Here is a 14,053-nt window from a genome sequence, read left to right as displayed (position 1 = left end):
CCCGGGCGCGGCCGACCGTCGAACGCTCGCGCGTCGGGTCAGGCGCCGACGCGGAAGCGGGCGAAGCCCTTCAGAGTGACGCCGGCCTCCTCGAGCACCTTGCGCACGGTCTTCTTGTTGTCCTTGGCGAAGGGCTGGTCCAGGAGGGTGTTCTCCTTGAAGAAGCCGTTCACCCGACCCTCGACGATCTTCGGCAGGGCGGCCTCGGGCTTGCCCTCCTCGCGCGCGGTGGCCTCGGCGACGCGACGCTCGTTCTCCACGGTCTCGGCCGGAACGTCCTCACGGGTGAGGAACTTCGGGGCGAAGGCGGCGATGTGCTGCGCCACGTCCTTGGCGACACCGGCCTCGGGCTTGTCCAGCTCGACCAGCACCCCGACCTGCGGGGGCAGGTCGGGATTGGTGCGGTGCAGGTAGGAGCCCACGTAACCACCCGTGAAGCGGGCGAAGCGGTCCAGCACGATCTTCTCACCGAGGGTGGCGTTGGCCTCGTCCACGTAGGCGCGAACGGTCTTGCCGTCCTCGATCTCGGAGGAGAGCAGGGCCTCGATGTCGGCGGGCGCCGCGGAGGCGACGTGCTCGGCGATGGTGCCGGCGACGGCCTGGAACTTCTCGCCCTTGGCGACGAAGTCGGTCTCGCACTTGAGCTCGACCAGTACACCGGAGGTGTTGTCGTCGGCCAGGAGAGCTACCACGGCGCCGTTCTCGGCGGTGCGGCTCTCGCGCTTGGCGACGCCCTTCTGCCCCTTGACCCGGAGGATCTCGACGGCCTTCTCGACGTCACCCTCGGCCTCGGTCAGGGCCTTCTTGCAATCCATCATGCCGGCGCCGGTCAGCTCACGGAGCTTCTTGACGTCGGCGGCGGTGAAGTTCGCCATGGTGGTGTGATTCTCTTCCCGGGATGTCGGTGGGTGGGATCGCGCCCGGGAACGGCGGGCGGGGGCACGTGCCCCCGCCCGCCGTTCCCGGGCGGGTGGCGATCGGTCCGATCAGGCCTGGTCGGCCGGGGACTCGGCGGCCGGGGACTCGGCGGCCGGGGCGGCCTCGGTCTCCGGAGCGGCCTCGGTCTCCGGGGCGACCTCGGCGGCGGGCTCCGTCTCGACAGCGGGCTCGACGGCGGTGGCCGGGGCCTGCGGGTCGGCGGCGTCCGCGGCGGCGACGGCCTCGGCGGTCGGCGCGACCTCGGCGGCCTTGGCCTCCGCGCCCTCCAGCAGCTCCCGCTCCCACTCGGGCAGCGGCTCACCGGCGGGCTTGTCGCTCTCCTTGGCGCCGGCGGCACCGGAACGGGCCATCAGACCCTCGGCGACACCGTCGGCGATCACCCGGGTCAGCAGGGTGACCGAACGGATGGCGTCGTCGTTGCCGGGAATCTTGTAGTCGACCTCGTCGGGGTCGCAGTTGGTGTCGAGGATCGCGACGACCGGGATGTTGAGCTTGCGGGCCTCGCCGACGGCGATCTGCTCCTTCTTGGTGTCCACGATCCAGACGGCGCTGGGCACCTTCTGCATGTCGCGGATACCGCCGAGGGTCTTCTCCAGCTTGGCCTTCTCGCGGGAGAGGACAAGCAGCTCCTTCTTGGTGAGGCCGGAGGCGGCCACGTCCTCGAAGTCGATCTGCTCCAGCTCCTTGAGGCGCTGGAGCCGCTTGTGCACGGTCGAGAAGTTGGTGAGCATGCCGCCCAGCCAGCGCTGGTTGACGTAGGGCATGCCGACCCGGCCGGCCTGCTCGGCGATGGCCTGCTGCGCCTGCTTCTTGGTACCGACGAACATCACGGTGCCGCCGTGGGCGACGGTCTCCCTGACGAACTCGTAGGCGCGGTCGATGTAGGACAGCGACTGCAGCAGGTCGATGATGTAGATGCCGTTGCGCTCGGTGAAGATGAAGCGCTTCATCTTCGGGTTCCAGCGACGGGTCTGGTGCCCGAAGTGGACGCCGCTCTCCAGCAGCTCCCGCATCGTGACGACGGCCATGGCCGTTCTCCTTCAAGGAAATACTCGGTTGTCGGCACGGACCGGCGGCCCGCGCCCCTGATGCCCACCCGCGTCCACCGGGGGCCGTATCGGGGATCGATCACCGATCGTCCGGAGCCCACGGACCGAGAGACGCGGCCGGTCGGGCGCGGGGACGGAACCCCGGAGCGCCACCGGCGGGACATGCGAGGTCGATTCGAGTATCCGAATCGCCACGAGAAGTGTAAGGGACCGGGAAACCACCGGGCGACCCCGCGTCCTTCCGCCGGGGAGGGTGGAAGGGGACCGTCCGTGCGATTCCCTCTTCCCACCGGGCCCCGTCCCGGTGGGAAGAGGGGAGAGTTCCCCGGCGCCGGAGGTCGCGGGCCCTCTTTCCCTCCCTTCCCGACCGCTTCCCGCTCTCCTTCCGACTTCGCCGTTCACGGGTGGGTCTCCGGAGCCCCTGCGCTTTCCGGCCCTCCAATCCCCGGCCCCGGAGCCGAACCGGTTGCCCGGGCAACCGGCTCGGCCATCGAACGGTGACGTCTCTCCTCCTCGGGAACCACCACCTCCCCCACCGACTTCCGTCGCCCGCCGATCGACCGGGTCCGCCTCTCCCGGAGCCCACTTGTCGGACACCTCACGGGGCCGATCGGCACGGCTGTGACCGGTGTTTCACCCCCTGGGGTGACGAAGTTCTCCACAACCACGGGTCCGTCCACAGAAATGACCGCGCCACCGGCGAACGTCCCTGTCTCCCGGCACCGTGGCACCGTCCCGTCACTCCCGGTCGACGTACGGAGTCGGTGGTCGAACCGTCACGCCGACCGGGGGCGAAGGGCGATCGGAAGTCGCCCCGCTCCGGATCGACGGAAACCAGACCGACACGGGGCGGCACACGAGAACGACTGGGAGGCGATCGGAATGGATCGACGCAGGGCGATCGGTCGGTACGGCGAGAACGTGGCGACACGACGGCTGATGCTGACGGGGGTCCGGGTGCTGGAGCGGAACTGGCGATGTCGATGGGGCGAGATCGACATCGTCGCCCTCGAGCCCGCCGAGGGTTTTCGCGCCCCGGGCACCCTGGTGATCTGCGAGGTGAAAACCCGCCGGGCCGGCGGCTTCCAGGTTCCTCTGGCGGGGCTGGGCCGCCGACAGACCGCCCGCCTGCGTGACCTGGCGGAGCGGTGGATGGCCGAGCGGTGGCTGCCCGAACACGGCACGCCGCCGGCGGGCGGTGTCCGGTTGGACCTCATCGGGGTGCTGATCCCCCGTCGCGGTGCCCCGGTGCTGGAGCATGTGCGGGGGGTGGCGTGATGGCGTTCGCCCGTACCCGATCGGTCTCGTTGCAGGGTGTGGAAGGGGTGGTGGTGGAGGTCCAGGCGGACCTGGAGGCCGGGGTTCCGGCGTTCTCGCTGGTCGGTCTGGCCGACAAATCCCTGAGCGAGAGTCGCGAGCGGGTGCGCTCGGCGGTGGTGAACTCCGGGGTTCCCTGGCCGCAACGCAAGCTCACCGTGGGCCTCAGCCCCGCGACGGTGCCCAAGTCCGGGAGCGGATTCGACCTCGCGATCGCCGCCGGGGTGCTCGCGGCGGCCGAGCGGATGGATCCGGCCTCGGTGGACGACATGGTCATGTTCGGTGAGTTGGGGCTGGACGGCCGGGTGCGCCCGGTGCGCGGGGTGTTGCCCGCCGTCCTGGCCGCGGCGGCCGCGGGGTACCGCCGGGTGGTGGTCGCCGAGTCCACGGCGGCGGAGGCGGCACTGGTGCCCGAGATGGCGGTGCTCGGGGTCCGCAGCCTGCGCCAGTTGATCGCGGTGCTGAACGGCGAGCCGGTTCCCGAGGAGGAGCCGGATCAACTTCCCGGTAAGCCCGGGCCCGACCCCGGGGCACCGCCCGCCGAGCGACAGCCGGACCTGGCGGACGTGGCGGGGCAGCGGGTGGCCCGGCACGCGCTGGAGGTGGCCGCCGCCGGATGTCACCATCTCTTCCTGCGCGGTGCGCCCGGAGCCGGCAAGACGATGCTCGCCGAGCGTCTGCCGGGTCTGCTGCCGCCCTTGACCCGCCGTGAGTCCCTGGAGGTCACGGCGGTGCACTCCATCGACGGGTCGCTGCCGGCGGGACGCCCCCTGGTGGAGCGCCCGCCGTACTGCGCTCCGCACCACTCGGCCTCCATGGCCGCCCTGGTGGGAGGTGGCACGGGTCTGCCCCGTCCCGGAGCGGTGTCCATGGCCCACCGCGGCGTGCTGTTCATCGACGAGGCGGCGGAGATGAGCGGCCGGGTGCTGGACGCCCTGCGACAGCCTCTCGAGTCCGGACGCGTCGTGATCGCCCGTTCGGCGGGGATGATGACCCTGCCCGCGCGGTTCCTGCTGGTGATGGCCGCCAACCCGTGCCCGTGCGGGCGACACGGCGGTGCCGCCGGTGGATGCGAGTGTCCGCCGGCGGTGGTGCGTCGTTACCGGGCCCGGTTGTCGGGCCCACTGATGGACCGGATGGATCTGCGGGTGCCGGTGGAGCCCGTCGGTCGGGCGGAACTGTTGGCCGCACCGGGATCCGGGGAGTCCACGGAAGTGGTCGCCCATCGGGTGCTCGGGGCCCGGCAACGGGCCGAACGCCGCTGGCGGGAGACACCGTGGCGGGTCAACGGCGAAGTGCCGGGCCATGAGCTGCGGGGGCGGTGGTCACCCGGTCCCGCGGCGTTGGAGCGTGCGGAGCGGGACCTGGAGCGCGGATTGCTCACCGCCCGGGGTTTGGACCGGGTGCTGCGGGTGGCGTGGACCGTGGCCGACCTCGCGGGACGGGATCGTCCCTCGGCGGAGGACGTGGACACCGCTTTGGCGCTGCGCACCGGTGTGCCCCGGGGTGCCGGTTTCGTCGGCGGCCCGGCGTGAACGGGGTGGACCGCGCCGCCGCGCGGAGGAAACGGGAACCCGACGGGGAACGGCCCTCCCCCTCGGGAAAGCAACTCGACGGCGACTGTCGGGATCCGCTTCCCGAACCCGGCGAGGGGCGGCCGTCGGAGACGGAACGGTTGGCCAGAGCCCGTCTGTGCCGGGTGATCGAGCCCGGCGACACGGTCCTCGGCCGACGACTCTCCGAAGTGGGCGCGATGGGTGTGTGCGCCGATCTGCGGGAGGACCGGCCGCCACCGGGCGTGGGCGCGGAACGCTGGGCCGGTCTGCGGTTGAGGTACCGCGACGCGTTGCCGGAACGCGATCTGTGGGCGGCGGAAAGGATGGGGGCCCGGTTCGTCTGTCCCGGCGACACGGAGTGGCCCGCCCAACTGAACGACCTGGGCGACGGTCGCCCGGTGGGACTGTGGGTGCGCGGAGGCCCCTCGCTGCGGCTGCTGGCGGTCCGATCGGTGGCCGTGGTCGGGGCCCGGGCGTGCACCGACTACGGGGCCCACGTGGCGGCGGATCTGGGAGCGGGGCTGGCCGAACACGGTTGGACGGTCGTTTCCGGGGGTGCGCTCGGTATCGACGGTGCCGCGCACCGGGGGGCGTTGGCGGTCGGTGGGGCGACGGTCGCGGTGTTGGCCTGCGGGGTCGACGTGCCCTACCCGGCCTCGCACGCCGATTTGTTGCGCCGGATCACGGAGCAGGGGCTGGTGGTGGCCGAGTTGCCGCCGGGTCTGCGGCCCACCCGGGGACGGTTCCTCACACGCAACCGCGTGCTGGCGGCGCTCACCAGGGGGACGGTGGTCATCGAGGCCGCCGTGCGCAGCGGCGCGTTGTCCACGGCGCGCCGGGCGGCGGACGTGGGGCGCGCGGTGATGGGTGTGCCCGGGTCGGTCTATTCCACGCACTCCCGGGGCGTGCACCGGTTGCTCCGCGAGGAGGCCGTGCTGGTGGGCGGTGTCGAGGAGATCCTCGAGTTGGTCGGGCCGATCGGGGGAACCGCGGGTGGGACCGAAGGGGTTCCGTCCGACGACGTGGTCCACGGAACGACCGCGGGTCCCGTGGTTCCCCGTCGAGTGTTGACACCCGGGGCGGAACGGGTGCTGGAGGCGCTGCCGGGCCCGCCGGGGGTGGAGCCCCACCGGGTGGCGGTGGGGGCGTGCGCCGGGGAACGCGAGACCCTGGCGCGCCTCCTGGAACTCGGAGCCCTGGGCTTCGCCGAACAAGTGCGCGGACGGTGGTTCCGCTCCACCTTCCGAAACGGCACCGGGAGTGGGGACGGGAAACCCGAGAGACCGGGCGGGGAGCCACCGGACGGTAGGTAAGTCACACCACGGTGCGTCCCTCGGAACGTATCTGCGCATCCCCGATCCCCCTCCATATGCGCACCGCCACCCGGATGTCACGCTACGCTCACAACGGTTCCGCTCCGGGCGCCCCACCGACCCCGACCGCCCGGTGCGCGCGCCGGAACTCCGATCCGTCGCGCGGGCGTCGGGAGCCCCCTCCCGGCGCCCGTGCCGCTTCCCCCACCGTCCCGCGCCCCGGCGGGATCCCACCCTCCACAGCAGAACGGTCGACACCCCGCATGCCCCAGCACACCCCAGGGCCCCGGCCACCGGCCGCCGACGCGCCGGTCAGGACTCGGGGCACCGGCTCCGGAACCGTCGTCACCCCGCTCGACGAGCTGTGGCGGCATTACAAGGACACCGGCGACGGTCGACTGCGCGAGCAGTTGATCCTGCACTACTCACCGCTGGTCAAATACGTCGCCGGTCGGGTGGGGGTGGGCCTCCCGCCCAACATGGAGCAGGCCGACTTCGTCTCCTCCGGGGTCTTCGGCCTGATCGACGCCATCGAGAAGTTCGACCCGGGGCGCTCGATCAAATTCGAGACCTACGCCATCACCCGCATCCGGGGGGCGATGATCGACGAGTTGCGGGCCCTGGACTGGATCCCGCGCTCGGTGCGACAAAAGGCCCGGGCCTTCGAACGTGCCTCCTCGGCCCTGGAGTTCTCGCTGCGTCGTTCCCCCACCGAGGCCGAGGTCGCGCGGGAGATGAACATGGGGCTGGACGAGCTCCACGAGTTCTTCGGTCGGCTGTCCCTGGCCAACACGGTCGCGTTGGAGGAGCTGCTGCACCCGGTCGGAGACGGGGGTGACCAACTGAGTCTGATGGACATCCTCGAGGACACCAGCGCCGACGATCCGGTGGAGGTGGCCGAGGACCGCGAGTTGCGAAGGCTTCTGGCGCGAGCGGTCAACGCCCTCCCCGACCGGGAGAAGACGGTGATCACGCTCTACTACTACGAAGGGCTGACCCTGGCCGAGATCGGTCAGGTGTTGGGAGTCACCGAGAGTCGGATCAGTCAGATCCACACCAAATCGGTGCTGCTGCTGCGTTCGAAATTGGCAGATGTGAACAACTGAGACGGCTCCGGGGTAGGGGAGAACCGGCCGACCGGGGCCGGGGACACCGGTCCGTGAGCGCTCTACAGTGGAGGGGTGCCCAGGATTCGAGCGGCCTCCGTGGCCGAACACCGCCACATGCAGCGCGCCGCCCTGCTGGACGCGGCCCGGTCCCTGCTGGCCGAGGGCGGCCAGGGCGCGCTGACCTTTCCCGCCCTGGCCGAGCGAACGGGCCTGGCCCGCTCCTCGGTGTACGAGTACTTCCGTTCCCGGGCCGCCGTCGTCGAGGAGTTGTGCGCGGCCGACTTTCCGGTGTGGGCCGGGGAGGTCGAGGCGGCGATGCGCGCGGCGGACTCCCCCGAGGAGCGGATCGCCGCCTACATCCGCTCCCAGTTGGCGCTGGCCGGGGATCGACGACATCGGGCCGTGGTCGCCATCTCCTCCGGGGAACTGAGCTCGGGCGCACGCGAACGGATCCGCGCGGCACACGGTTCGTTGATCGAGCTGGTGGTGGGTGTGCTGGAGGAGCTCGGTCACCCCGACCCCCGGCTGGGGGCCTCCCTTGTCCAGGGCGTGGTGGACGCCGCCGTCCGGCGCGCGGAACTGAACGCGGAACCGGGTGTCGAGGTGACCGAACACGCGGTGCGGATGGTGCTGCGCGGCGTCTCCCGAGAGAGCTGAGGAGGAGGATCCCCCGGAGGAGACACCACACATGGTGACGCGTGTGGTGCCCGATGCGGGGACTCCGCACCCCGCGACTTTTCGCCCACCGCCGGGCCGACGGGAGAAGCGCCCGACGTCGGGGAATTCGCGTGCTCGACGGCATCGCTCCCGCCCGCCGACGGGTGACGGCCGACCGCCCCTCCCACCGTCCCCGTCGTCCCGGCGGGGACTGTGCCGGGGAGGTGGGGCACCTCCGTCACGGGAAGCAGTCGGGCCGGCCCACGCCGCAGCAGGGACAGCGGATCCAGATAACGTTCGGGAGCGGCGGGGTCCGCTCCCCTGAGCCGGGCCGCCCGCAATCCCCAGTGCAGGCACGGCCGACCGCAGTGGTGGGGTCCGGCTGCCAGCCGGGCGATCGGATCGCCCGGCAGCACGCGCCGACCGGGCTCGACCAACGGGACCACCGGTTCGAAGGTGGTTCGTCGGGCCTCCCCGGCTTCCGGGGGAGTCGGGGTCCCCCCGGAAGCGGTCCGAGCGCTCCCGGATTCGTCGAGCTCGATCACCAGCACTCCCCGCCCGGCGACCGGCCCGGCGAAGACCACCCGGCCCGATACCGGGGCGAGGATCACGGCCCCCACCTCGGCCGGCAGGTCCACCCCCCGATGGCCCGCCTGCCAGGGCCGCGGTGGAGGTTCGAAGGGGCGCTCCACCAGCGGCAGTGTGATCAGCGGCCATCGCGCGGGCGGCGGGAGAGGACCGGAGGGCCCGGGATGGGGTGCTCCGACCGGCTCCCCGCTTGCCGGGGCGGGATCGACCGGCCGCGCGGCTGCCCCGCCGGGCGCCGTGCCGTCCTCCGTGTCCCGCCGGGGGAGGCGGACCACCGTCGAGCCGACTCCATCACCGGTGAAGGCGGTACGGAACGTCCCCGCGCCTTCCCGCCCGTCATCCGTGGTGGGGGTGGCCCTCGCCGCCGCAACCACCGGAACGGCCACCGAGACGAACACGGCCACCAGGGCGAGCATCGTGCGGGGGGATCGGAAGGGGGAGCGCGGCCGTCCGGCGGCGTCCGGGCGGGGGAACGACCGGAGCAGGGAGATTCGGGACGGATCGCCCCCGGCGCGGAAGGCACGTGAACGCATGTGGTCGGTGATCATGCGTTCAGGGTGATGTCGATCGCCCACCCGCCGCGACGCTCAACGATTTTCTGTGGAGAACCCCGTCCGGAGCGTTCATTCCCTCACTCGGACGTGTGAAAAAGGGGGACCGGTAACCCCGCCGACCGCTCCTTCGTCCACAACCGAGGGCCCCGTGGGTACCCGGCACCGGGCCCCGGCCCGGGGCCCGGTGCCGGGTCAGGAGCCCCCTCCCCGGAAGCCGGAGTTCTCCGGCAGGTCCAGTTCGCTGCGGTTCAGTTCCTCGACGTTGACGTCCTTGAAGGTGAGAACCCGCACCTGCTTGACGAAGCGGGCGGGGCGGTACATGTCCCATACCCACGCGTCGGCCATGGTGATCTCGAAGAACACCTCGCCCTGGACCGAGTGGACCTGCATCTCGTAGTCATTGGTCAGGTAGAAGCGCCGCTCGGTCTCGATCACGTAGGTGAAGAGCCCGACCACGTCCCGGTACTCCCGATAGAGCTTCAGCTCCATTTCGGTCTCGTACTTCTCGAGATCCTCGGCGCTCATCACGTGGTCCCTTCAGCCGCTCGTTCCCTCATTGTGCGCCGGCACCGCGGCCCGGCGCCCCGGTTCGATCGGGTACGCCCCCGAGGGCTCACTTTCGCCGCGGTCCGTCACCTTCCCCGATCCGCGCCGCGCCCCGCAGGAGCGGACCGGTCAGTACCGACAAGAGGATCAGGGCGGCACCGGAACCGATCGCCCACAACAACGGCCGGAAGGGGCCTGGCTGCGAGAGGCCACCCGGCAGGTCCGCAAAGCCGGATGCCCGGGGCAGGAGTCCGAACCGATCCGGTGGCCACACCGTCGCCTCCACCCGGGCGGTCACCGCGTCCCTCGGCACGGTGGCGGGTTCCCCCTCCGTCAGTCGGGTGCGGGAGTCCAGGGAGTCCGCCCGGCGGTCCCCCATCAGGAAGAGCTCGTCCTCCGGAACCTCGTGCTCGAAGGGGGTCGTGGACGCCGGCTCACCGACGTCCAGATAGCGTTCCACGATCGGGCGGCCGTTGACCAGTAGCCGCCCTCCCTCATCGCAGCAGGCCACCGTGTCACCGCCGATCGCCACCACCCGTTTGACCATCGGCAGCTCGCCCCAGCTCTCCTGCCGGAAGACCACCACGTCACCGCGACGCACCTCCGCTCCGGCGACCCGATGGGCGAGTACCCGATCGTCGGATCGCACGGTGGGTGCCATCGAGTCGGTGGGAATGGCGTAGGGCTGGTACAGAACGGCCACGAGGACGAACCCTCCGAGGAAGAGCAGACAACCGAGGACGGCCGTCGCCCGGGACAACCGTTGTCCGAGGCGTCCCCCGCCACGCCGCGCTGCGCTCATCCCGTATCCCTCCCGGAGTCCGACGGCCCCGCCGCGAGTGTTCGCGACGGGGAGTACGGTCGGAAGGCGACCCTACCCGGGGACGCCCCGATCCCGTAGCCGGCCACCGACTTCCGGGACGGTGGTGGCACGATCCCGGGACGGGCCGGAGACGGCGTGGCCGTACCGAGGGGCCGGGGCGTCTTCACGGGTCGGAGGGGCACAGGTCGGCTCTCCCTCCTCCGACGGTGTTCCGCGTCCCCGCCGGGAATCCGGGCGGCCGTGTCCCGATCGCCGCCGGCCGCCCTCAGCCGCCGTCGGGGGTGCGTCGCCGACGGTGCCACATCACCAACGGTACGGCGCCCGCCGCGCCCAACGCGCCGGACAGCGCCGTCACGGGGACCCCGGCTGCCTCGGCTGAGGAGTTCAACTCCTCGTAACCGTCGGGAACCGGCAGGAAGGACCAGCGGCCGAGGGGCCAGGCCACCACGATCGCGCGACCCACCACCTCGTCCTCGGAGACGGTGCCGCCCGTGGGACCCTCCATGTGGTATCTGGAGTCCAGGGAACCCTGACGGTGATCGCCCATCACCCAGAGCCTGCCCTCGGGGATCTCCAGGGGCCCGAAGGGCTTGTCGTCGCACGCCGTGTTACCGGAGTAGATGAAGTCCGTCTCGTCCACCGGTTCGCCGTTGACGGTCACCGGACCGCCCTGCTCGCAGGCGACGGTGTCCCCACCGACGGCGATCACCCGCTTGATCAGGTTCTTGTCGTCGGGCGAGGGGAAGGGCAGTACGTAGCTGATCCCCTTCTGCACCGTGGCCCACGGCCCGGAGGCATCCGGGGTCTCCCCCAACCAGCCGCCCGGGTCGCGGAAGACGACGACCTCGCCGCGCTCCGGAGTGGAGCCGAACCACGGGGTCAGCTTGTCCACCAGCACCCGATCCCCCCGCTGGAGGGTGTTCTGCATCGAGTCGGAGGGGATGGAGAACGCCTCGAGCAGGAAGGTCTTGATGATCAGGGCCAGCACCAGGGCGATGCCGATGAGGATCGGCAATTCCTTCCAGAAGGAACGCTGCTTGGGCGGATCCCCCCGGCGGTCCCCCTCCCCCGGCTCGGTTCCCTCGCCGTCCCCGGCGTGGCCCCCGGGGCCCTCCGCCGGGTCCCGGGGGTCGCCGGACGCCACGCCGTCGGACCGATGCGTCCGGTCCCGCCGGGACGGGGGTACCCCGGGGCCGGCGTCACCGGCGGGTTCGTCCGACCACGCGGGGCGATCCTCCGGTTCCTCGTTCGCGCCGGACCGGGCACCGACTGCCACGTCCCCCACATCCACTCCTCAGGCCGCTGGGGTCCACCCCGGGCGGGGTGGACCGTTGTCCTCCTCCTCCCCTAACGAGCGGGGGTTCCGCAGGCATCGGGGGGCGGGGCATTTGGTCAATTCTTTCCCGGGACACACGTCGGGTCCCGGGCACCGCACCCGTCCCATCCGACTTCCCCGGCCCGGTGCCCCGTATCCCACACCGGGGCGGGCCACCGGGCCCGGTGGCCCGCCGGGGCGATCAGGGGTCGGGAACGGCGACGAACGCCTCCACCCCGTTGAGGGTCGTCCAGTGGTCGAACGGCCAGGCGATCACGACGGCGCGCCCCACCACCCGGTCCAGCGGGACGGTTCCCTGGCCGGGGTCGTTGAGGTAGAAGCGGGAGTCCTGGGAACGGGAGCGGTGGTCCCCCAGCACGAAGACCCGCCCCTCGGGCACCGTGACCTCGAAGGGCAGGGTGGAGGGAGCGTTGCCGGGATGCAGGTAGGGCTCCCGCAGCGGGGTGTCGTTGATGGTGATCAGACCATCGGCGTCACAGCACACCACGGTGTCCCCGCCGATCGCGATCACCCTCTTGATCAGGTGTTCCCCGTCACCCTCGGGCAGTAGACCGACCCAGCTCAGCACGGCCCGGGCCTCCCGGATCACCGGGGGGTACTCGGTGGCCTCGAGGAAGGGGTCACCGGCCATCCACCCGCCCGGATCCTTGAAGACCACGACCTCGCCGCGGGAGGGCTGCCAGCCCACCCAGGGGCTGAGTTTGTCCACCAGCACCCGGTCGTCGATGCGGATGGTCTGTTCCATGGAGCCCGAGGGGATGACGAAGGGTTGGACCAGGAAGGTCTTGATCCCCAGCGCTATGGCCAACGCGATGACCAGCAGAATGGGTATCTCACGGGTGGTTCGCAACCGACGCCGTCGCTTGATCCGCTTGGCCGTCCGCCGTCGGGCCGCCCGCCCCTCGACGGGCCCGCGGGAGGGGGGTTCCCCGTCTCCGGAGGCACGCCCCACCGCTCTGCGTCCGCTTCCTCCCCTGTTCGGCGTCCCGCCCGCGGGACGTCCGCGCCTACCCACCGGCCGGCCTCAACGAGGCATGGCGGGCGGGCGGCCAGACCACGAACTCCGCGCGTCCGATGACCCGGTCCTCGGGTACGGTGCCCCCACCGGGACGACCGAGGAGATCGCGGGAGTCCACGGAGCCGGAGCGGTGATCGCCCATCACCCACAGTCGCCCCTCCGGCACACGGATGTCGAACTCCACCTCCGAGGCGGTGGCACCGGGATGGAGCCACGGCTCCTCCGAAGCGGCGCCGTTGATCTCGAGGCGCCCGCGCTCGTCGCAACAGCGCACACGGTCGCCTCCGACCCCGATCACCCGTTTGACGTAGTCGTGCGCGGGTGCCCTGCCGATACCGACGGAGGAGGCGAGGGTACCCACGGTGCGCGCCAACGGTCCGGTGGGGTCGCCCTCTCCCGAGAAGGTGCCGGTGCCGTCGAAGACAACGACGTCACCGCGGCGGATCTCCCCACCGAACCGGTAGGCGAGTTTGTTGACCAACACCCTGTCACCAACCTCCAGGGTGGTCTCCATGGAACGACTGGGGATCACGAAGGGCTGCGCGACGTAGCTGCCGATCAGCAGGAACACCACCAGCGGCACTCCGATCACCAGCGCTCGACGACGCCCGCCCGTTCCGAACGGTCGCCGCGGGCCATCGGCGTCCTCCGAATCGTCGGCCCCCGCGGGGGACATCTCCCCGGCGGGGTCAACGTTCCGTTCCCCACCGGCGTTCCCGGCGGTTCCCGAGACGCCGCGACCACCGGAGCGGCCGGGGGCGTGACCGGGGAACACAACGGAGCGCGACCGCGGGCCGAACCCCCGGGAGGGGGTGGCGCCGTGGTCGCGCTCCGTGCGGTGTGCGTCGGTGTCGGCCACTCCGTGATGGTACCCGGGTGGCGACCGAAACGACTCAGCGCTCGCGCTTCTCCTTGATCTTGGCGGCCTTGCCGCGCAGCTCACGGAGGTAGTACAGCTTGGCCCGGCGAACCGCGCCGCGGGTCACGACCTCGATCTTCTCGACGACCGGGGTGTGGACGGGGAAGGTGCGCTCGACACCGACGCCGAAGCTGACCTTGCGGGCGGTGAAGGTCTCCCGGACACCGGAGCCCTGGCGACGGATGACGACGCCCTTGAACTGCTGGACACGGGAGCGGTTGCCCTCGATGACGCGCACGTGGACGTTGACGGTGTCCCCCGGGCGGAAGGCCGGGATGTCGTCGCGGAGCGATGTGGCGTCGACACTGTCGAGGAGGTTCATGACCTGC

13 protein-coding genes are annotated in these 14,053 nt (G+C 71.5%); 5 read left to right on the top strand and 8 right to left on the bottom strand.

All coding sequences use genetic code 11. The annotated features are described in order from the left end of the window. Positions 1 to 38: 38 nt before the first annotated feature. Together tsf and rpsB are read right to left on the bottom strand one after the other, a co-directional pair. A complete protein-coding gene (gene tsf / locus LZF96_RS07215) occupies positions 39 to 875 on the bottom strand; it encodes a translation elongation factor Ts (protein ID WP_233867337.1) in 837 nt (278 codons plus the stop codon). 111 nt (positions 876 to 986) lie between these two features. Then, positions 987 to 1,967: a 30S ribosomal protein S2 gene (rpsB, locus tag LZF96_RS07210; RefSeq protein ID WP_233867334.1), complete on the bottom strand. Its 981-nt coding sequence runs from the start codon at positions 1,965 to 1,967 to the stop codon at positions 987 to 989. Positions 1,968 to 2,870: 903 nt separating this feature from the next. On the opposite strand from rpsB, the gene LZF96_RS07205 reads away from it, so the two are divergent. The 5 genes from LZF96_RS07205 to LZF96_RS07185 all read left to right on the top strand — a co-directional run bounded on the left by LZF96_RS07205 (position 2,871) and on the right by LZF96_RS07185 (position 7,940). Then, positions 2,871 to 3,266, top strand: coding sequence for a YraN family protein (locus LZF96_RS07205; RefSeq protein ID WP_233867331.1), 396 nt, complete (start codon positions 2,871 to 2,873; stop codon positions 3,264 to 3,266). Beyond that, positions 3,266 to 4,840 (top strand): YifB family Mg chelatase-like AAA ATPase, encoded by a 1,575-nt coding sequence (locus LZF96_RS07200; protein ID WP_233867328.1) that lies wholly within the window; start codon positions 3,266 to 3,268, stop codon positions 4,838 to 4,840. The genes LZF96_RS07205 and LZF96_RS07200 overlap by 1 nt, the downstream gene beginning before the upstream one ends. 140 nt (positions 4,841 to 4,980) lie before the next feature. Beyond that, positions 4,981 to 6,174, top strand: coding sequence for a DNA-processing protein DprA (dprA, locus tag LZF96_RS07195; protein WP_233867325.1), 1,194 nt, complete (start codon positions 4,981 to 4,983; stop codon positions 6,172 to 6,174). Between the two features lie 263 nt (positions 6,175 to 6,437). Next, the gene (whiG, locus tag LZF96_RS07190; protein WP_233867314.1) at positions 6,438 to 7,280 is read left to right on the top strand and encodes an RNA polymerase sigma factor WhiG; all 843 of its coding nucleotides are present in this window, start codon (positions 6,438 to 6,440) and stop codon (positions 7,278 to 7,280) included. A gap of 99 nt (positions 7,281 to 7,379) precedes the next feature. Further along, positions 7,380 to 7,940, top strand: coding sequence for a TetR/AcrR family transcriptional regulator (locus tag LZF96_RS07185; protein ID WP_233867577.1), 561 nt, complete (start codon positions 7,380 to 7,382; stop codon positions 7,938 to 7,940). 1,334 nt (positions 7,941 to 9,274) lie between these two features. On the opposite strand, the gene LZF96_RS07175 is transcribed toward LZF96_RS07185, so the two are convergent. The 6 genes from LZF96_RS07175 to rplS all read right to left on the bottom strand — a co-directional run bounded on the left by LZF96_RS07175 (position 9,275) and on the right by rplS (position 14,046). Beyond that, the gene (locus tag LZF96_RS07175; RefSeq protein ID WP_233867312.1) at positions 9,275 to 9,607 is read right to left on the bottom strand and encodes a DUF2469 domain-containing protein; all 333 of its coding nucleotides are present in this window, start codon (positions 9,605 to 9,607) and stop codon (positions 9,275 to 9,277) included. An 88-nt stretch (positions 9,608 to 9,695) separates the two neighbouring features. Next, positions 9,696 to 10,430, bottom strand: coding sequence for a signal peptidase I (gene lepB, locus LZF96_RS07170; protein WP_233867310.1), 735 nt, complete (start codon positions 10,428 to 10,430; stop codon positions 9,696 to 9,698). 286 nt (positions 10,431 to 10,716) lie between these two features. Then, positions 10,717 to 11,727, bottom strand: coding sequence for a signal peptidase I (gene lepB / locus LZF96_RS07165; RefSeq protein WP_233867308.1), 1,011 nt, complete (start codon positions 11,725 to 11,727; stop codon positions 10,717 to 10,719). Positions 11,728 to 11,968: 241 nt separating this feature from the next. Next, the gene (gene lepB, locus LZF96_RS07160) at positions 11,969 to 12,637 is read right to left on the bottom strand and encodes a signal peptidase I (protein WP_233867305.1); all 669 of its coding nucleotides are present in this window, start codon (positions 12,635 to 12,637) and stop codon (positions 11,969 to 11,971) included. Positions 12,638 to 12,794: 157 nt separating this feature from the next. After that, positions 12,795 to 13,388, bottom strand: a complete 594-nt coding sequence (gene lepB / locus LZF96_RS07155) for a signal peptidase I (RefSeq protein WP_374203137.1) — start codon at positions 13,386 to 13,388, stop codon at positions 12,795 to 12,797. A gap of 310 nt (positions 13,389 to 13,698) precedes the next feature. Further along, positions 13,699 to 14,046 (bottom strand): 50S ribosomal protein L19, encoded by a 348-nt coding sequence (gene rplS / locus LZF96_RS07150; protein ID WP_182663330.1) that lies wholly within the window; start codon positions 14,044 to 14,046, stop codon positions 13,699 to 13,701. Between the last annotated feature and the right edge of the window lie 7 nt (positions 14,047 to 14,053).

Origin of the sequence: Streptomyces sp. ST2-7A (assembly GCF_021390475.1) — a bacterium.
In the GTDB taxonomy this organism is placed as follows: Bacteria; Actinomycetota; Actinomycetes; order Streptomycetales; family Streptomycetaceae; genus Streptomyces.
The sequence above is the reverse complement of the archived record's forward strand: the minus strand, read 5'-3'. Positions and strand labels throughout refer to the sequence as shown.

What these genes read in the sequence shown, in the direction of transcription:
- rpsB (WP_233867334.1), bottom strand. Translation starts at nt 1,967, where the DNA reads ATGGCCGTCGTCACGATGCGGGAGCTGCTGGAGAGCGGCGTCCACTTC.
- rplS (WP_182663330.1), bottom strand. Translation starts at nt 14,046, where the DNA reads ATGAACCTCCTCGACAGTGTCGACGCCACATCGCTCCGCGACGACATC.
- tsf (WP_233867337.1), bottom strand. Translation starts at nt 875, where the DNA reads ATGGCGAACTTCACCGCCGCCGACGTCAAGAAGCTCCGTGAGCTGACC.
- whiG (WP_233867314.1), top strand. Translation starts at nt 6,438, where the DNA reads ATGCCCCAGCACACCCCAGGGCCCCGGCCACCGGCCGCCGACGCGCCG.
- lepB (WP_233867310.1), bottom strand. Translation starts at nt 10,430, where the DNA reads ATGAGCGCAGCGCGGCGTGGCGGGGGACGCCTCGGACAACGGTTGTCC.
- LZF96_RS07200 (WP_233867328.1), top strand. Translation starts at nt 3,266, where the DNA reads ATGGCGTTCGCCCGTACCCGATCGGTCTCGTTGCAGGGTGTGGAAGGG.
- LZF96_RS07205 (WP_233867331.1), top strand. Translation starts at nt 2,871, where the DNA reads ATGGATCGACGCAGGGCGATCGGTCGGTACGGCGAGAACGTGGCGACA.
- LZF96_RS07175 (WP_233867312.1), bottom strand. Translation starts at nt 9,607, where the DNA reads ATGAGCGCCGAGGATCTCGAGAAGTACGAGACCGAAATGGAGCTGAAG.